We start from the raw sequence: 18969 nt of genomic DNA, 5'->3' as shown, positions 1-18969 counted from the left end.
TGAGAGCGACTGATAGTCACAGTTAACTACTGCTAACTATTGGAATCTCCGATTATTTATCATACCATAACAAGATTCAGAAAATTATCACAAGTGAGGGAAAATCTATGTCCGGCAATAGTATCGGTCAATTATTTACAGTTTCTACGGCAGGCGAAAGTCATGGTAAAGCGCTAGTCGCCATTGTCGATGGTTGCCCAGCCGGTATTGAAATTGACGAGGCAATGTTGCAAGTGGATCTTGATCGTCGAAAACCGGGTCAATCACGCCATACGACACAGCGCCGAGAAGCCGATCGTGTCTCTATTCTTTCAGGTGTTTTTGAAGGCAAAACAACCGGCACTTCCATTGCACTGCTGATTGAAAATGAAGATCAACGCTCGAAAGATTATAGTAATATTCAAAATCTCTTCCGTCCCGGGCATGCTGATTTTACCTATCATCACAAATACGGTTTTCGAGATTATCGCGGTGGAGGACGCTCTAGCGCTCGAGAAACAGCGATTCGTGTTGCTGCCGGCGCTATTGCTAAAGCCGCACTCAAAAAGCTCTTTAATACGGAAATTTATGGCTACCTTTCCCAATTAGGCCCCATTAAACCGAGCACTTTTGATAAATCAGCCATTGAAGATACCCAAAATCCATTCTTTTGGCCGAATTTACAAGATATCGCAGAGCTTGAAACCTATATGGATCAACTGCGTAAATCAGGCAATTCTATCGGCGCTAAAGTAACCGTTATCGCTGACAATGTACCTGTCGGCTTAGGTGAACCCGTATTCGATCGTTTAGATGCTGATATTGCCCATGCATTGATGGGTATTAATGCTGTAAAAGGCGTTGAAATTGGCGATGGTTTTGATTGTATTGAAGCACTTGGCACTGAATTTCGTGATGAAATTACCGCTGATGGTTTTCTCTCTAATCACGCCGGCGGTATTTTAGGGGGAATCTCTTCAGGCCAGCCTATCATTGCCCATATGGCACTCAAACCGACTTCAAGCCTACGCTTAGAAGGTCGTACAATTGATACTAACGGGGCTGAAACGACTGTTATCACACAAGGCCGACATGATCCTTGTGTGGGTATTCGAGCAACGCCGATTGCTGAAGCGATGTTAGCGATTGTTCTACTCGATCATGCTTTAAGAAATCGAGGACAAAATGGCGTACAATAAACAACTATTAAAATCAGTAGGATAGTTTATTTCCCATAATCAATTTACCTATCTTAACCCACTTATAAAAGGAATTAATATGCGAATATATCAACGGAAGCCATTGATAATTCTCTTATTGTTATTTTCATTTTGTCTCTCTAGCTTTGCGCCTCTTACTTTTGCCAATGATCTCTCTAGTGATCAACGTGCTGAAAAGCTAAATGATATTGAACTAAAGCTTGAGGACATTAATCAACGTAAAAAAGCGTTACAAACTCAGCTGAAAGATAGTAATCTTTCCGAAGATGAGAAAACGGACTTAACTCAACGATTACAAACACTCAATAATCAGAGTAAAGATTTTAATGCGCTCTTTGAACAGACCGTTCTAGGCGGTATCGACCTCTCTCTTTTTCAAGAGCCCGCGGCCGAAGAACCTGCAACAAACCTCAATTACAACTGGCAACAAGAAGTTTTGCAAATACTCCAACCTTTCTTTGCACAAATGCAGAGAATGACCGAAAAAGCACGAACACGTGATCAATTAATTGAGGAACAAAAAGAGCTCAGCAAAAAAATTGAGCTGGCAAATGAAGGAATTGCGACTCTCAAAAGTATCGATCAAGCACAACTTAATCCGCAATCTGTAAAGCTCATTACTAAACTAGATGATGAATGGCTTGATCGTCTAAAATCGATCGAACATCAAAAAAATATTGTTGAGCTTAAACTACAAGATCTCACAGATAATCGTAGTTTCTTTGTGAAATTTACAGATAATCTTTGGAGTTTTATCAAAAATGAAGGGTTAGCGATACTCATTGCAATCGTAGTTTCTGTTGGTTTCTACTATATTCTCAGTCGCTTAATTTTAATATTTACTCGTTATCAACAACAAGATAAAAGTCGTGTCACGAACTTTAAATGGCGCTTAATGTTATTGATCTTCCAATCGTTCAATATCATCTTCTCGATCTCCATCTTTCTGGTCATATTACACACTAGTGGCAATATCATGCTCTTTGGAATCGTGGGCCTCATTCTATTAATGTTAGCCATCAGTTTTCGCGCAAAAATCCCTAGCTATATCAATAAACTACGAGTTTTTCTCAATCTTGGCCAAGCACGAGAAGGAGAACGTATTCTCTATAATGATATCCCTTGGGAAATTACTAAGATCAACCTCAATAACGTCTATCTTACCAATCCACTTCTTGATAATGGTAAATTACGAGTCACAATCGATCTCATCGATAAACTCTATTCTCGAGAAACGGTAAACGATGAACTTTGGTTCCCAAGCCGTAAAGGCGATATTCTCTTATTGCCGGATAAACGTATTGTTCAAGTTCTCCGTCAAACGCCTGAATCCGTCTATCTTGACCATGATGGCTCTACCATTGTGATGGGTACAAGTGAATTTTATAAACTGAAATTTAGTAATCTTTCGCGCGGATATAGTTTAACCCTTAACTTTACTCTCGAAGATACGCCGGAAGCACGCTTAGATTTTGATGATGTCAAAGCAAAAATGCAAGAAGGGATCTATGCAGAGATGAAGCTCGTAGATGAAGCATTGCCGGCGATGATTAAACATCTCAGTTTCAATATTCGCCAACTCATTAGTAGCAATAGTACAAGTTATCAAATCATTGCAGAGATGACACAACATTCAGCGAAACATTACCTCAAAGCCAAAGGAGCGCTTAATAGCGCAATTATCCATACAGCAAGAGATAATGGTTGGTCTATTCTGCTCACAGAGAATCTCTAATCATCATAGTTAGGCAGATACTCTCAACATTGATTAGATCCCTCAGTGGTCTATCGCTATTAAGCGAGCAAAATGCTCGCCTAATGAAATATTAACCTAGTAAAATGAATCACAAATAAGTGCCATCATTTTACTAGGTTTTTTGTTATGCCTTATTAGGAGAATAGGCCCATTTCACGCTTTTATATCTTATTTCCCTACCTTATTCCCCTACCTTGTTCCCATATATTGCTTTCCTATTTATATAGCAATATCGGTTCAAACTAAGCTTATTTAAATGCCGGCGCATCGGTTATAAAAAGGGAGAAAACTATTTTATTCGGCATCTTGTAAAAGTTGTTTAGCGCGGTTTGATGTTCTTTTAAACCCCACAATAGCTGTTTAAAAACCATTTTTTTAGATCCAATTTGCTATAGATTCATATAGCTTACTTTTTGTTATTTAGTGCTTTTTTAGAGATTTTTATAGATTTTTTAACAATTTTTTCTACCATTTTTATTTTATTGATTCATGTTGCCAAAAAACATCTTCATAAAAGCGCTCATAAAAAACACTATTCTTTGAAACCGGCCTAATAGAGAGCATTTTCAAATCTATTTTAATCGTCAATCTAAGATTTCTATCTTTCTAAATAAGTTTCAAAAATCATAAAAAATTACATTTTTTTATTGTTTTTCATAACATATTTGAAATAAAAATCAATATTGTATTTAAAAAATATTTTAGTTAGGGTTATAAAGGTCTTCACAAACAAAAGGAACCCTATGAATCAAAAGAAAAAGATTGCAATTCTAGGTGCAGGTCCAAGTGGACTAGCACAACTTCGAGCTTTTCAAGCGCTTAAAAATCAAGGCCAGGAAATCCCCGAAATTGTCTGTTACGAAAAGCAAGATGATTGGGGTGGTGTATGGCGATATAACTGGGAAACTAGCGTGGATCATAATGGTGAACCGATCCATGGCTGCATGTATCGTTTCCTCTGGATTAATGCACCAAAAGAAGCCTTAGAATTCGGTGATTATACCTTTGATGAGCACTTCAAAGAGCCGATTCCCTCTTACGTACCCCGAGCGGTACTCAAAGATTACATTGTAAGTCGAGTCGAGCGCGATAATATTCGTGACTATATTCGCTTTAATCATGCAGTGCGTTGGGTTGAATATCTTCCGGCTAATGAAAAATTCCGCGTCACAGTCATGGATCATACACAAGATCGACTCATCACTAATGAATTTGATTATGTTGTCTGTGCTACGGGTCATTTCTCAACCCCTTATCTACCACAAGTGGAGGGGCTAGAAGATTTTTCAGGCCGCGTGATTCACTCTCATGAATTTAGAGATGCCCGAGAATTTAAAGATCAAGATATTCTCATCGTCGGTAGTAGCTATTCTGCTGAAGATATTGGCACTCAATGTTACAAATATGGTGCAAAATCCATCACCTTTAGCTATCGTACTAATCCGATTGGTCATGATTGGCCACCTCATTTTGAAGAGCGTCCCTTATTACTCAAAGCGAAAGGTCGTACCGCCTACTTCAAAGATGGTAGCCACAAAGATTTTGATGCTATTATCTTCTGCACAGGCTATCGCTTTAACTTCAATTTCTTAAGCGAAGATATTCGCCTCAAAGCCCACAATAGTATTTATCCTGCCGACCTCTATAAAGGTATCTTCCTAATTGATCACCCCAAAATGATTTATCTCGGTATGCAAGATCAATACTATACCTTTAATATGTTTGATACCCAAGCATGGTACGCACGAGATGTCATCATGGGACGTATTCAACTTCCAAACCGAGAAACAATGATTAAAGATAGTCAGGCATGGATTAAAAAACTTCAGCAGTGTCAGACATCAGAAGATAATATTGATTTCCAAGCATCCTATATCCAAGATCTTTTAGAAGCGACTGATTATCCTGACTTCCACGTCTTTGAACAAGGATTAATTCTTAAATCTTGGCAGCAAGATAAGAAAGAAGACATTATGGGCTTTCGTAACAAGAGCTACAGTTCCACAATTACCGGTACATTAGCGGCTTGCCTACCAAAGCCTTGGATTGAGATTATGGATGACTCCTATAAATCATTTATGAAACAAGAATTTATTCCAGCAGAAGAAGATGCATTGGAATCATCTTAAAAAAGTAGATGAGATCATCAATAAACAACTTGGTTCATTCATAAATTACAACCTATTCAAAGAGCGTAGCTGCCCACTACGCTCTTTTTACTATAGTAAATTGGGTGTAAGAAAAATGATTTTTAAATCAGCTATTGTGGGACTTAAAAGAACATCAAACCTGACTCACCAACACTTGCAAGATGCCGAAGAGAACAGCTTCCTTATCTCTTACAACCGATGCGCCGGCATTTAATGAGCTTATTTTGAACCGATATTACTATAAATAGAGCAAATAAAGCTTGCTATCACGAAGTATTTAAATACATACTAAACATACCTTTCAACAATATTTAACTCAATACTATTCAAAAGTATTGTTATATCATAAAGATAGGATATCAATAATGAGCAAGCAGAATAACGACAATATGGGAATTCTAGAGAAACGTCGCATTGAAGCGGCGATCATTAAGCCCATTTATGAAATCATGAAACGAGAACTCGGCCAAGAAAAAGCCCAGTCGATCATTGCCGAAGCGATCAAGCAAGATGCTATCAATCAAGGCAAAACAATGGCTAATAATACGCTCTCCTCCACCGGCGAACCGCTACCAACCTCTATAACAACATTAGTGGCGATTCAGCCGCTTTGGACTAAAGAGGATGCACTAACCATCAAACCGGTAAGCCAAAGTGAAGCGCACTTGACCTATCGTGTTACGCGCTGTCGTTATGCTGAAATGTATCGTGAAATGGGATTAGAAGAGATTGGCTATCTACTCTCTTGTAATCGCGATCTCTCTTTTATTGAGGGATATGCCCCGGATATTACACTTGAAAGACCGCATACATTAATGCAAGGCGACCACTATTGTGATTTTCATTATCAGGTAAAGTCATAAATCCCCTTAATATATGAACTAATTACCATTACTTAACCTGAAATAAATTCTCACAAAAGTGCTATCTAAAGTGAACTAAACAAAGGTATGGGTAAATAGTGTTTAAATACAAATTTTATTGATTATTTTATGATCTATATTCTCTTTAAAATTGGGAACAAAGGCTTAAAAATAGTACAAAAATGCCCCATTAAATTCACCTCAACAAAATCATCTTTAGCGTTTCTTTCACAATTTTTTCAATTAGTTAACACTAAATTTTGCCTAAAAAATATACAAAAAAACAGAAAAAGGTGGTCATCTTCAAAAAAAAGTGTAAAATTCCCCGAACCTCAGAAAAGAAATGAGGTTTTTTTATGGGGCTTTGAATTTAAGTACCTGTATTAACACAAGGGGGCAATAATTCATCTGAATTAACGCGGCTAATTTATCTCTCTTAACATGCCATTTGAGGCTGGGGGAAATAAACTTATGTTTCATCAAAAAAAAGCGTTATCTCCTAACGCATCTTTCACACCTTCTTCACCTGCAAGATTACAAAAGACACTTGTGCTATGGCAACTGATTATGATCGGTCTTGCTTATATGCAGCCAATGACTGTCTTCGATACCTTTGGTATCGTCAGTGATGATACAGGTGGCCATGTACCAACGGCTTATATTATTACCTTGATTGCGATGATGTTCACTGCACTCAGCTACGGTAAAATGGTACGTTACTATCCTTCAGCAGGTTCTGCTTATACCTACGCTCAGCGTTCATTGAATCCAAACCTTGGATTTGTGATCGGTTGGTGTACGATGCTTGATTATCTATTTAATCCGATGATCAATATCTTATTAGCAACTATCTATCTCAAAACCCTGATTAGCAGTGATATTAGTATCTGGTTCTATGTTGTACCTTTAGCAATCGTCATGACCTATATTAACTATCGTGGTGTTGAGCTCGTTGCAAATGTGAATACTCTCATCGTCTTCTGTCAGTTGCTTCTTATGGGAATCTTCTTAGCATTAGTAATTAAAGGCTTGATGTTTGATGGTGTCGGTGCCGGAACTATTGCAAGTGTTGAACCCTTCTTTACACCTGATATGCAAATTGGCGCGGTTGCTGCTGGTTCGGCGATTCTCTGCTTCTCATTCTTAGGTTTTGATGGTTTAAGTTCATTATCAGAAGAGACCAAGAATGCAGCGAGAACAGTTCCACGGGCAATCTTCTTAACAACCTTTATCGGTGGTTTGATCTTTATCGGGATGACCTACTTTATGCAGCTCTACTTCAAAGGCTACGTATTCCAAGTACCTGATGAGAGTCAGCCGGAAATCCTGCTCTATGTCGGTGAGCAATCTATTACACGCTTTGTTGCCAAAACATTCTTGCAATCTGTAGGTCTTTGGTTAGCAGTATTAGCAGTGTGTGCGTCAGGGATTGCAGCCCATACAGGGGTTTCTCGAATGATGTATGTAATGGGTCGTGATGGTGTATTACCCACTAAAATCTTTGGTTACATCAATCCTAAATACAAAACACCTTCTATCAACATTATTATCGTTGGTGTGATCTGTTTAACTGCAGGGTTCTTTGACCTTAACTTTGCCCTTCACTTAGTAAACTTCGGCGCATTAACCGCCTTCTTCTTCGTGAATCTCTGTGTGGTTGTTCAATACTATATTCGTGATAAGCAACGTTATAGCGTCAACAATAATATTCAATACCTTGTTCTTCCATTCTTAGGAATGGCGTTCATCAGTTACCTCTGGTACAGTCTTGAATATCAAGCACTTGTGATTGGTTTAGTATGGGCAACCATCGGTATTATCTACCTTGCATTTGTAACACGTGGCTTTACCCAATATCCAAAAGAGTTCTTAAGCCGTTCACGTGAACCTGATGCATAATCAATTGATTCTGTTTAAATAACAGATGCAGTAACATCAAAAGGCCTCTTAATAGAGGCCTTTTTTCATTCCTAATCAAAAAACTGATTGCTCTCTTAACACGAAGCACCCAACTGCCGACGCGCGATTGTGACAAGAGCGAGATCATTCGCCCCGGCGATGCGCTTACCTTCTTACACTGAATCATTCTCAATCAACACTGATACCCGGCGGGATCGAACCTTGCCATTCCAGATCAATCCTGCGCCCGCAAGTGAGTGATTGACTCATCTCTCAACATTGTAACAATCAACTATAGCGGGAATAAAATAGGAATAAAGAAGACCGCAATTGCCATAACAATGAAGACAAATGGCACACCGATTTTGATAAAGTCTCCAAAGCTATAACGCCCTGGCGCTACGACTAAGGTATTCACAGGGGAAGAGACAGGAGTCATAAAGGCCGCTGAAGCTGCGATCGCAACCGCCATTGCAAAGGGATACGGGGAAACGCCTAATGCCGAAGCGGTTTGAATCGCAATCGGTGCTAAAAGAACCGCCGTTGCCGTATTTGAGACAAAAAGCCCAATAACCGCCGTAATACCAAAGAGCATCGCTAATAGGACGCGCGGACTTGCATCCCCACTCATATCGAGTAAGAATTGAACAGCTAAGTCAACACCACCGGTATTTTGTAGCGCAACGGCAAAGGGGAACATCCCGACAATCAGAATGACGCTCTGCCAATGAATTGACTTATAAGCACTATCCATCGTAATACAACCAAAAGCACCCATTAAAAGCGCACCAAAGATCGCTACTAATACCGTCGGGAAAATCCCTGAAATCATTAATGCTACCGTAATCAAGAGCGCAATAATCGCATACGGTGCTTTCTCCATTGCCGGCGCAACTTCATCAATCTCTGCCGGAATAGTTAATACAACGAAGTCATTTTTCATCGTCTGTAATTGCCGAATCGCGCGCCACATCCCGACAACTAAAATGGTATCTCCCCGTTTGAGCTTCTCATTGACAAGCTCATTCTCTAACACTTCCCCTTGTCGCTTAATTCCCATCACATTAAGACCATATTGGGAACGGAAAGCACTCTCTAAAACGGTTTTATCAATCAATTTAGAATCCGGATGAATAGTCACCTCAACCATACCGATCTCTCGGGAATGCTCATTAAAGTAGCTACTCATCAATGGTAGAGAAACCAAATTAAATTTCTGCAAGAAAAGATTCACCTGCTCAGGATAGAAGAAATCAAATAAGAGCACATCATTCTCTTGAATAACCCGGTCAGGTACTGCATCGAGCACCACATTGCGAAGACGATTTAAGCGACGTTCTACGGCAATAATATTCGCACCGTGCTCTTCCCGCAGATGCATCTCTGACAGACGTTTACCAATCATGGGCGAACCTTTCCCCACTTGCGCCCGATAATTGCGCCCTTTGAGCCCATATTCTGTCGCTAAATCATCGAAGTTAATGCGAGTATGCCCTGTTGTTGCTGTATCACTGCTCTTTTTCCCTAAAAAACGTCGAGCAAAGAGCATATAGATAATGCCCACTACTAATACAATCAGTCCGATCGGTGTAAATGAGAAGAATTGAAAAGGTGCGTGCCCTGCTAATTGTAACTGCCCTGAAACTACAAGATTCGGCGGTGTCGCCACGAGCGTTAACATCCCACTAATAAGACCGGCAAAGCTCAAAGGCATCATCAAACGCCGGGTATCTGCTTTCATCTTCGTAGCAACACTTAACAGAATCGGAATGAAAATCGCCACAATACCTGTTGAACTCATCACCGAACCTAAGAATGCAACAGAGAGCATTAAGAGTAAAATGAGCCTTGTCTCACTATTTTTAGATTGTTTCATTAACCAATCGCCGACCCGAAATGCAATACCGGTTCGCACCAAACCATCACCAATCACGAAAAAGACGGCCACCACAATCACACTGCTATCACTAAAGCCGGCCAGTGCCTGATCTAATGTCACACTGCCGGTCAATGGCAAGGCTAATAACGCACATACTGCGACCACATCCATTCGTGGCTTATTGAGCATAAATGCCACAACTGCCATAAATAGCAATGCTAATACAATCATCAATTCATAATTCATCTCAATAGCCCTCGACTGAGAAGAGTGGTAATAAGTAGTTCGGTTTTGTCCGAGAATTTTATTAGAAAAATCATCAATAATATTGCCTATATTATTGTTTAAATCATTTGTGATTCTACCTTATCTCGGATTTTTATTAAGTTTATTTTAAAGGGTCGATTAGAAATTTCATCAGGATATTTCATCTGAATATTTTTCAAAAACTCAATGCTCAATCCTCACGGATGAATGCCGAGCAATAACTTAAATTATCTCTTATCTATACAACGATATAAGAAAAAATCCCGATAATACAATAAGTCTACAAGCTACACTTATTGCTCTCATCGGGATCTATTTTTACAATAAATTTTGTAAATTATGATCAATACGCACGTTATTTCAAGCCATTATTGATCACTGCTTGATTCATTGATGAATCGATTCGTTGATGAATTGACTACTTAATCAATTTACTAATTGTCTTAAACTGTGGATGTTCAGCACTCCCCAAAAGCTCAAATAGACACATCTCAACGCTCGTTAAATCAGCGCCTAATTGCATCATCTTATTGAGCGCAATTTCTACACTCTCTTCCACGCGTGAACCTACCGCATCTGCGACCACTTCAACAGCGAGATCCTCCGCTAAAAGATCCCGAACCGTCTGATAGACACAGATATGCGCTTCAATGCCTGCCACAATAAAATGGCAATGCTCGGCAGTATACGGCGCTAATGCTTGTTGCATCGCTTCTGTTTTACAACCACTAAAACTCATTTTATCAATGGGTTCAATACCTTTCTCTTCTAATAGCGCTTTAAGCTCCGGCACTGTTCGCCCAAGTCCACGAGGATATTGCTCGAGCCAAATAATCGGCATATCAAGTGCAATGGCTCCTTCCACTAGAATCGTTAAATTCCGTAGTAGTTGTTCTTGCTTATTCATCACTCTCAAAAGCTTCTCTTGTACATCCACTAAAACTAATACTCTTGGATGATCTTCGTGGCTGTGATGTTCGTGATCGTGTTCGTGATGTTCGTGCATAGCTCACTCCTCTATTCATTAAATGAATTGCAACATAGTAAGGTTAAATTCCCATTCTAACGAATCCCTGCATACAATTGGAAAATATTGGTCGAATTTTTGATTTTAACAACAAAAAAGTACCACTCTCTCGAATGGTACTTCTTACTCAATGCTTTTTGTTCTAGCTTGGCAGTAATAGCGATCAGCCTGAGATCAGTTTAATTACTCTTGGCCGTTAACTTCCGAGGCTTTCGCTTCTCGCTCACGGGCTCTTTTGCCTTTTGCCATCTCTACTTCTTTGTGGTAGTGGGATTGTAAGCCACCTTCAGGAATGAAGTAAGTGACCTCTTCTTCCACAATCGCTTGTTGATCTTCATAGAGCATAATAAAGGGCATTGTGATCATATAGATTAAGCCCGCAACTAATACGATAAAGAGTAGATAGACTAATTTATGCATTGAAAATACCTTTGTTTTGCTGAAGTCTCAAAATGAATCTAGCAATGCTAGTTTGAACAGGATCTAAAAATGAGCACGCTATTTAAGAATCGTAGATTATACGATAAATTCCTTCTTAAAGGGAATATCTCTTACTCCATTACTCAATTTCTGATTCTTTCAGTTTGTAAACCTCTCCTTTTTTAGATCCTTTTGTGATCACTCTTATCATCTCTATAATCGAACAAATCGCATTCTTAAGCAGGTTTCGTGGCTGATTTTAAGCTGGTGACAAATTCTGCCAATGCCGGCAATAATGTTGCTAGATCGGAACAATGCGCCCCTTCTTGATAGTGAGTTCGAATCAATTTCACGATCGCTGAACCACTAATCACGCCCTCAATGCCGAGCGCAAGATAATGCTCTGCTTGTGCTTTTGTAGCAATACCAAATCCTTGAATAATCGGGGGTGCGCCGGCTTTTTTTAGTCTTGCAATATTATCTGTGGCATCACTGAGTAACGTTTGATCAACGCCTGTCACGCCGGCACGAGAGACAAGATAGGTGTAACCTTCCCCTTGCGCTGCAATGCCTTCGATCGTTTCCTCAGTGGCATCAGGCGGACAGATAAAGATCGGCGCGATATTGTATTTTCGAGCCTCTGTTACAAAAGGCTTAGCCTCCCGTAGCGGGACATCGGCGACTAATACAGAATCTACGCCCGCTTCTTTACACGCTTGATAAAAAGCCGATAACCCTTTGGCATTTATCAAATTGGCATACATCAAAAGCCCGATAGGAATATGCGGATGACGTTCGCGAATAATCTTGAGTAACTCAAAACTTCGTGCCACACTCATTCCATTATCCATCGCCCTGAGCACAGCGGTTTGAATCTCCGGCCCATCAGCAAGCGGATCAGAGAATGGGATACTTAACTCTAACGCATCTGCGCCGGAAGCCACTAATTGATCTATGATCGCTAAAGAATCCTCAAAGGTAGGATCGCCCAATACGACAAAGGGAATAAAAGCTTGTTCCTGTTTTTCGGCTAACTGCTGAAAGCATTGTTGATAGCGATTCATATTATGCGCGCTCCTCTAAAATTTTATGTACCGTAAAGATATCCTTATCTCCTCGACCTGAGAGATTGACCACTAATAATTGCGCCTTGTCAGGCTCTGCGTGAATCATCTTCAGCGCATAAGCTAAAGCGTGAGATGATTCTAACGCCGGTAAAATTCCTTCGTGTCTAGCGAGTTGTTGGAATGCATCGAGCGCCTCTTCATCTGTGACCGATACATATTCTGCTCTGCCGATCTCATTTAAATGAACGTGTTGTGGCCCTACGGACGGGAAATCAAGTCCTGCTGAAATTGAGTAAGACTCTTTGATCTGCCCTTCCTCTGTCTGCATCAAGTGGGATTTCATTCCAAAATAGATTCCCGGCGTACCATATTTGAGGGAAGCACCGTGTTCGCCGGTATGAATCCCTTTACCTGCCGGTTCAACGCCGATTAAACGAACATCGCTCTCCGGGATAAAATCCGTAAACATCCCAATGGCATTTGACCCACCGCCAATACAGGCAATCACCGCATCAGGTAAGCGCCCTTCGCGCTTGAGAATCTCCACTTTTGTCTCTTCACCGATCATCTTCTGAAATTCCCGTACAATCGTTGGAAATGGATGCGGACCCGCAGCAGTTCCTAAGAGATAATGGGTTGTTTTATAACTTGCAGACCAATCTCTCAACGCCTCATTACAAGCATCTTTTAGCGTACCTGAACCACTGGTAACCGGAATCACTGTTGCACCCATTAGCTCCATCCGAAAAACATTCGGTTTTTGTCGCTCAATATCTTTTGCGCCCATATAGATTCGGCATTTCATATTTAAAAGCGCACAAGCAAGGGCTGTGGCAACGCCGTGTTGACCGGCACCTGTTTCGGCAATAATCTCGGTTTTCCCCATTCGTTTCGCTAATAGCGCTTGCCCTAATACTTGGTTCGTCTTATGCGCGCCACCGTGCAGTAGATCTTCTCGTTTGAGATATAATTTACTCGCTGTCCCTGCCGTTAAATTACGGCAAAGGGTCAAAGCCGTTGGACGACCGGCGTAGTTTTTCAGCAGATCCATCAATTCTGCCTGAAATTCCGGATCTTGCTGGGCTTCAATAAAGGCATTTTCTAATTGATCAAGAGCGGGAATTAATAATTCCGGGACATATTGCCCACCAAATTCACCAAAGTAAGGATCGAGTTGTCTCATTGTTATACTCTCTTTAATAATCGTTTTTAGGAATATCGTTTCGTAATATCGTCTAGTAATTTTTTAGTTGTTGTTTGATTGTCTTTTAAGCATTTCAATCTACTGTTTAAACGTTTGCCATTGCTCTTAATGTCTGAAAAATTGCTTGTAACTTGACTGGATCTTTTTTGCCGGGGGATTTTTCTACTTTTGAGTTGATATCTAATCCAAAGGCGGGATATTGCAAGACCTCCGAGATGTTATCGCAGGAAATACCACCGGCAATAAAGCAATTAGAAAGATCGCGATTAGCTAACAATTGCCAATTAAAGGGCTCGCCACTTCCCCCTTTAACGCCGTCTAATAGATAGTAATCAACATCTTGGTAATCCATTAGCGGTAGCGTATTTTCCCGCACCGGCAAGGCTTTAATAATCTGGATATGATGCGGTAATAATTGACGAAGCTTTGAAATATAACTTTGTGGTTCTTCGCCGTGCAGTTGTACCGCCGATAATCCCACCTCTTGTGCAATAAAAGCAATGGTATCGATATCATCATTTTGAAAAACGCCCACCCATTTTAGGGGCGCAGATTCTCGAATCACTTTGGCTTGATGATAAGTGACACCCCGAGGACTTGAGAGAATAAAGATCAACCCACCGTACGTTGCACCGGCTTCATAGGCTAATTTGGCATCTTCTGCCGAGGTTAAGCCACAAACTTTATAGCCCCCTTGCAATAGCTGTTGTAAGGCTTGGGGCAGATGATCGCTAGCCATTAGATGACTGCCAATCAAAAAGCCATCGGCCGTTCGGCGTAGACGCTGAATATCTGCATATTGATGAATCCCAGATTCACTGATAACGCATTGATCTTGTGGCATTAAAGCGCGAAGTCGTTCAGTTTTACTCAAATCAATGGAAAGATCGTGCAAATTACGATTATTAATACCGATAATACGCGCTTGTAATTTGAGCGCCCTTGCCACTTCTGCTTCATTGTTCACTTCCGTTAAGATCCCTAAACCAAGCGTATGAGCAGTCTCTGCAAAATAGCGATACTCATCATCTCGTAATACCGAAAGCATTAAGAGCACCGCATCAGCGCCGGCCTCTTTAGCTAAATAGAGCTGATAGACATCCACTATAAAATCTTTACAGAGTAACGGACGGGTTGTCAGTTGCCGAGCTTGCTTCAGATCCTCATAACTTCCGCCGAAGTGACGATTTTCCGTTAAAACTGAAATCGCAGTGGCATAAGGTTCATAGGCACTAATAATGGTAGATAAGTTAAAATCGCTACGAATCAATCCTTTTGAGGGGGATGCGCGTTTGCATTCTAAGATATAGGCCGGTTTATGTGCCTTTTTCTGGGTTTCAATGGCTTGATAGAATCGTGGTTCACTAACAGTTTCACCCATAATATTATCCTGCACTAATTGCAAAGAGCGTTCGCTCCGTAATTGGGCAATATCTATCCGGCGTTGGGCCACAATCGATTCTAATACAGTCATACTCATCTCTACGGTTCCTTCTCTATCCTATTGTGCAATGTTTTGAATAAGGGTTGTGGTTATTGTTACGGTGATTATTACGGTTATCGTTATGGATCTTTCGGTTCTTCTCTTTTCCTTAGGCTCGAATAAGCTCTTCGGCAAAGGATGCAGAATCTTTTTCGGTTAAAATAGCTAATTTCTCTAAGGCGCGCCCTGAACGAATGGCCTCTAGCGCTTGCTCGGCATTCTCTTGTAGATTCTCTTTGCCGAATAGCGTCAAGAAGAGCGCCACATTGATCGCCACCGCTTCTTGATGTGCAAGTGGTGCGTTGCCTGATAAGAGTTGTAATAATGTTCGGCGATTCTCAAGCGCATCCCCACCACGTAACGCTTCAAGGGGATGATAATGTAGACCAAAATCAGCGGGATTCACCTCATACGTGGTAATATTCCCTGCTTTTAATTCTGTCACTTTCGTGGCGCTATGAAGCGCTACTTCATCCATTCCACCGCCGTGAATCACTAAGAGATGTTCATAGCCGAGAAGTGCGCCGGTCTGTGCGATCAGTTCTGTTAATTGCGGATCATACACACCGATCATCGCTCGCTTAGGGCGCGCCGGATTGGTTAATGGCCCTAAGATATTAAAAATAGTGCGTGTTTTGAGTTCTGCTCGTGTCTTGGCCGCATATTTAAAGCCTGTATGATAATGCGGTGCAAAGAGAAAGGTAATCTCATTGTCCATTACCGATTCTTTCGCAGCTTCCGGCGTTTTGAAGAGATCAATCCCAAGCGCTTGTAATAGATCAGATGAGCCCGTTAAACTTGAAACACTGCGATTACCGTGTTTAATCACAGTTGCACCACAGCAAGAAGCCACTAAAGCGCTAGCCGTTGAGATATTAACAGTATTAAGTCCATCACCACCGGTACCCACGATATCGGCAAAGGGTTGTTCAATCGCCGGGAATGGTTTCGCTAATGTGGTAAAAGCACTCGCCGCACCGGCAAGCTCTGCAGGCGTTTCGCCCCGTAATTTCATTGAGATCAGCGCCGCACTTAATCGAGATTCGCTGATTTTCCCCTCAGCGATAGCGGTAAAAAGTTGATAACTCTCCGCTAGGGTCATCGATTCCCCACTATAGAGCTTTTGGAAAATCGCCATTATCTCTACAGATAACTCTGCTCTATTCATCGTCGGATTATTGCTCATTTCTTGCATCTCTTTCATCTTGCTACTCCAATCTTTAATAGTGTCTTATCATCATTTCATCATCTATCTGCGGATTGTTTTAGCGATTCTAGAGACATAAAAAAACCCGCATTGTTGTTTGCGGGTTCTTCATCGATCTGCCTAGATAAAACTTTTAGCTATGCACAGTGACCTCTCCCGCTGTTGCGAGCTTGCCACCAATAGCTATAAAAGTTGATCGTTTGCATTTCTTAATTCCTTTGAATTCTGTTCTTTTTGAAAAACTGCTGAGATTGATTTGATCATTTGATTGATCAGTGAATTCATTCTCAAAAGTTCTCATTGCGTGTTAATAGTTATAGTGAGCTTTTAATTCTTTGTCAACAATCATTTCACAAAAAATGCATTTTTTCCATTGTTCCTCTTCGCAAAAAGCCTTTAACTTATGATCTTTTAATGACAATTTTTCCAAAAACTCGACCTGCCATAATATGACGATAAGCCTCTTTAGCTTCGGTAAAATCATATATTTTCTCAATCATCGGTTTAACATTATGCTCATCAATGAACTGGATATAATCCTGATAAGCCATTTCACTGCCGGTTAAGACACCAAAAATAGTAATGTTTTTCTGAATCATTAAGAGCATATTTTCAATCTCTTGACTATTCTCCATTGCACCAATCATCGACATTCTACCGCCTAGCGCTAATGCATTAATTGATTGAGCCATTGAGGCTGTTCCAGCGGTATTCACCACTAAATCTACACCACCTGTTTGCTGATATACAGCATCTCCCCATCGTGGATCTTCCCGATAATTAAAAACAGCTTTTACCCCCATCTGCTCTAATATCGCGATTTTATCGGGTTGACTTGTCGTACAATAGACTTCAGCACCAGCACTTAGAGCAATAGCAATCGCCCACATTGCCACGCCACCTGTGCCCAAAACTAATACCTTTTCGTGTGATTTTAAAGGCATATGATAAGGCCGATTTCCATAAATCCCTGACCACGCCGTAATACCTGCGCAAGCGAGTGTCGAAGCTTCTTCTACACTTAAAGTTTGAGGTGCTCTTATAATATTATTGACAGATAGGATCACATACTCCGCTAATGTCCCATCTAAATCATTTGAGCCTAATCCCTGCCCAATAGTGCTAGTGATAGTTCCCTCTTTCCAATTGGGATAGAGCTGAGTAACCACACGATCTCCCACTTGCCAGACTTCAACACCCTCTCCTACAGCATCAATCACGCCCGCGCCATCGGAAAGAGGGATGATATCCCGTGTTAAGGCTAATCCTTTTGCCCCCTGCATAATGACAATATCACGATAATTAATGGAATAAGCCTCCATTTTTACCCGAACCTCTCCTTTTTTAGGCTCAGGAATCGAGACAATTTCTAACGTTAAATCTGTCAGCCCTGTTGCCCCTTGATGTAATACCCAACACTGCATATTAGTTCTATTTTGATCCATTTTCATCTCCTAAATATTATCGAGCTTCATCTCATTACTTCGATCAAATAACAGCAATCACGTTATTGTTATTTTTTGTTTAACATTGTTAACAATAGAGCTTCAAGATAAACTATCCCATCGTAGTAGAGTCAAGTTTCCCCTTGGCTTTTTTGATCTCATTTGCAATGAAATCATAGACCAGGGGATGATGATCAATGGCTAGAAGCTAATGCCGAATGACTGATAACTAGTGGCGAAATTAGGAGGAAATGGATGAGATCAAAACAAACGCAATATTACACCATTGGCGAACTCGCGAAAATCAAGGATATTAGTATCAAAAATCTTCGCTATTATGATGAAATCGGCGTATTAACACCTGCTTATACTAATCCAGATAACCACTATCGTTACTATACTTATGAGCAGTTTTATGCGGTCGATCTTATTAAATTTTGCCTCTCGTTAAATGTTCCCCTCAAAACTTACAAAAAATATATCGAGGGGGATCAGATAGATCTCGAAAATTTTCTCACCTATTGCCAAGAGAGAGCGCTTGAACAGCGATATAAGGCCGAACGTAATTGCCATTATGTTGAAAAAGCTTTTAATGATCTTGATACACTCAAACATTATCCGCTTCATAAACCTTTTCAGAGAGAGCTTCCAGAAAGACAGCTCTACCTAATGCCCTATTTTGGTGAATATGGTACTCGAAGCTTTAGCGAAGCAATGACAGAGTTAAAGCATCAATTAGCCCCCTATATTCAAGGGGAAATTTTTGATTATGGCATCATCACTCATTATCAAGCACAGCAACAAATGCGCGCCGTTTACTGTATTCCTCATCAATCCATTGAGATAGATCTTCCTACACTTCTATTACCAAGTTTGCAGGTCAATTGCGTCACTTATACCTTAGAGCAAGATTCTAAAAATAGTGCAATGCAACAATTATTCCTCAATGCCCCACCACAATATTATCTGCTTGAAAAAGAGCTCTGCTCCTCTTTTATTACCACCTCTAAAACCTTGCTAGAGATGCAATGCTATCCGCTTTAAACGTGGTTTATCGTCTCTGACATTTATGGATATAAATATGGGCGGATAGATTGATGCCT

14 protein-coding genes are annotated in these 18969 nt (G+C 40.6%); 6 read left to right on the top strand and 8 right to left on the bottom strand.

Going from position 1 to position 18969, the window contains the following annotated elements:
- The first annotated feature begins 107 nt into the window (after positions 1 to 107).
- From aroC to DC083_RS06095, 5 genes are all read left to right on the top strand, one after another.
- Positions 108 to 1178 (top strand): chorismate synthase, encoded by a 1071-nt coding sequence (aroC, locus tag DC083_RS06120; protein WP_109189354.1) that lies wholly within the window; start codon positions 108 to 110, stop codon positions 1176 to 1178.
- A gap of 79 nt (positions 1179 to 1257) precedes the next feature.
- The gene (locus tag DC083_RS06115) at positions 1258 to 2934 is read left to right on the top strand and encodes a coiled-coil domain-containing protein (protein WP_109189353.1); all 1677 of its coding nucleotides are present in this window, start codon (positions 1258 to 1260) and stop codon (positions 2932 to 2934) included.
- Between the two features lie 764 nt (positions 2935 to 3698).
- A complete protein-coding gene (locus DC083_RS06110; RefSeq protein ID WP_109189352.1) occupies positions 3699 to 5084 on the top strand; it encodes an NAD(P)-binding domain-containing protein in 1386 nt (461 codons plus the stop codon).
- A 386-nt stretch (positions 5085 to 5470) separates the two neighbouring features.
- Positions 5471 to 5968 (top strand): L-2-amino-thiazoline-4-carboxylic acid hydrolase, encoded by a 498-nt coding sequence (locus DC083_RS06105; RefSeq protein WP_109189351.1) that lies wholly within the window; start codon positions 5471 to 5473, stop codon positions 5966 to 5968.
- A 471-nt stretch (positions 5969 to 6439) separates the two neighbouring features.
- Positions 6440 to 7867, top strand: coding sequence for an APC family permease (locus DC083_RS06095; protein WP_109189349.1), 1428 nt, complete (start codon positions 6440 to 6442; stop codon positions 7865 to 7867).
- Positions 7868 to 8159: 292 nt separating this feature from the next.
- Here the strand turns inward: DC083_RS06095 and DC083_RS06090 are convergent, their stop codons facing one another.
- From DC083_RS06090 to DC083_RS06055, 8 genes are all read right to left on the bottom strand, one after another.
- Positions 8160 to 9992, bottom strand: coding sequence for an SLC13 family permease (locus DC083_RS06090; RefSeq protein WP_109189348.1), 1833 nt, complete (start codon positions 9990 to 9992; stop codon positions 8160 to 8162).
- 439 nt (positions 9993 to 10431) lie between these two features.
- Positions 10432 to 11019, bottom strand: coding sequence for an isochorismatase family protein (locus tag DC083_RS06085; protein WP_109189347.1), 588 nt, complete (start codon positions 11017 to 11019; stop codon positions 10432 to 10434).
- Between the two features lie 204 nt (positions 11020 to 11223).
- Complete coding sequence (locus tag DC083_RS06080) at positions 11224 to 11460, bottom strand: hypothetical protein (protein WP_109189346.1); 237 nt, start codon at positions 11458 to 11460, stop codon at positions 11224 to 11226.
- 236 nt (positions 11461 to 11696) lie between these two features.
- The gene (trpA, locus tag DC083_RS06075) at positions 11697 to 12524 is read right to left on the bottom strand and encodes a tryptophan synthase subunit alpha (RefSeq protein WP_109189345.1); all 828 of its coding nucleotides are present in this window, start codon (positions 12522 to 12524) and stop codon (positions 11697 to 11699) included.
- Between the two features lies 1 nt (position 12525).
- Positions 12526 to 13710 (bottom strand): tryptophan synthase subunit beta, encoded by a 1185-nt coding sequence (trpB, locus tag DC083_RS06070; RefSeq protein ID WP_109189344.1) that lies wholly within the window; start codon positions 13708 to 13710, stop codon positions 12526 to 12528.
- Between the two features lie 106 nt (positions 13711 to 13816).
- Positions 13817 to 15211 (bottom strand): bifunctional indole-3-glycerol-phosphate synthase TrpC/phosphoribosylanthranilate isomerase TrpF, encoded by a 1395-nt coding sequence (trpCF, locus tag DC083_RS06065; protein ID WP_109189343.1) that lies wholly within the window; start codon positions 15209 to 15211, stop codon positions 13817 to 13819.
- A gap of 112 nt (positions 15212 to 15323) precedes the next feature.
- The gene (gene trpD / locus DC083_RS06060) at positions 15324 to 16355 is read right to left on the bottom strand and encodes an anthranilate phosphoribosyltransferase (RefSeq protein WP_109189681.1); all 1032 of its coding nucleotides are present in this window, start codon (positions 16353 to 16355) and stop codon (positions 15324 to 15326) included.
- Between the two features lie 467 nt (positions 16356 to 16822).
- Complete coding sequence (locus tag DC083_RS06055) at positions 16823 to 17866, bottom strand: zinc-dependent alcohol dehydrogenase family protein (protein WP_229822374.1); 1044 nt, start codon at positions 17864 to 17866, stop codon at positions 16823 to 16825.
- A 255-nt stretch (positions 17867 to 18121) separates the two neighbouring features.
- Here DC083_RS06055 and DC083_RS06050 point away from each other — a divergent pair, with 255 nt between their 5' ends.
- A complete protein-coding gene (locus DC083_RS06050) occupies positions 18122 to 18910 on the top strand; it encodes a MerR family transcriptional regulator (protein WP_109189342.1) in 789 nt (262 codons plus the stop codon).
- Positions 18911 to 18969 lie beyond the last annotated feature (59 nt).

The organism is Ignatzschineria ureiclastica (genome assembly GCF_003121845.1).
Taxonomy (GTDB): Bacteria; Pseudomonadota; Gammaproteobacteria; order Cardiobacteriales; family Wohlfahrtiimonadaceae; genus Ignatzschineria; species Ignatzschineria ureiclastica.
The sequence above is the reverse complement of the archived record's forward strand: the minus strand, read 5'-3'. Positions and strand labels throughout refer to the sequence as shown.

Excerpts from the sequence above, each read along its gene's own strand:
- aroC (WP_109189354.1), top strand. The coding sequence starts at position 108 with ATGTCCGGCAATAGTATCGGTCAATTATTTACAGTTTCTACGGCAGGC.
- DC083_RS06115 (WP_109189353.1), top strand. The coding sequence starts at position 1,258 with ATGCGAATATATCAACGGAAGCCATTGATAATTCTCTTATTGTTATTT.
- DC083_RS06110 (WP_109189352.1), top strand. The coding sequence starts at position 3,699 with ATGAATCAAAAGAAAAAGATTGCAATTCTAGGTGCAGGTCCAAGTGGA.
- DC083_RS06105 (WP_109189351.1), top strand. The coding sequence starts at position 5,471 with ATGAGCAAGCAGAATAACGACAATATGGGAATTCTAGAGAAACGTCGC.
- DC083_RS06095 (WP_109189349.1), top strand. The coding sequence starts at position 6,440 with ATGTTTCATCAAAAAAAAGCGTTATCTCCTAACGCATCTTTCACACCT.
- DC083_RS06090 (WP_109189348.1), bottom strand. The coding sequence starts at position 9,992 with ATGAATTATGAATTGATGATTGTATTAGCATTGCTATTTATGGCAGTT.
- DC083_RS06085 (WP_109189347.1), bottom strand. The coding sequence starts at position 11,019 with ATGCACGAACATCACGAACACGATCACGAACATCACAGCCACGAAGAT.
- DC083_RS06080 (WP_109189346.1), bottom strand. The coding sequence starts at position 11,460 with ATGCATAAATTAGTCTATCTACTCTTTATCGTATTAGTTGCGGGCTTA.
- trpA (WP_109189345.1), bottom strand. The coding sequence starts at position 12,524 with ATGAATCGCTATCAACAATGCTTTCAGCAGTTAGCCGAAAAACAGGAA.
- trpB (WP_109189344.1), bottom strand. The coding sequence starts at position 13,710 with ATGAGACAACTCGATCCTTACTTTGGTGAATTTGGTGGGCAATATGTC.
- trpCF (WP_109189343.1), bottom strand. The coding sequence starts at position 15,211 with ATGAGTATGACTGTATTAGAATCGATTGTGGCCCAACGCCGGATAGAT.
- DC083_RS06055 (WP_229822374.1), bottom strand. The coding sequence starts at position 17,866 with ATGGATCAAAATAGAACTAATATGCAGTGTTGGGTATTACATCAAGGG.
- DC083_RS06050 (WP_109189342.1), top strand. The coding sequence starts at position 18,122 with ATGAGATCAAAACAAACGCAATATTACACCATTGGCGAACTCGCGAAA.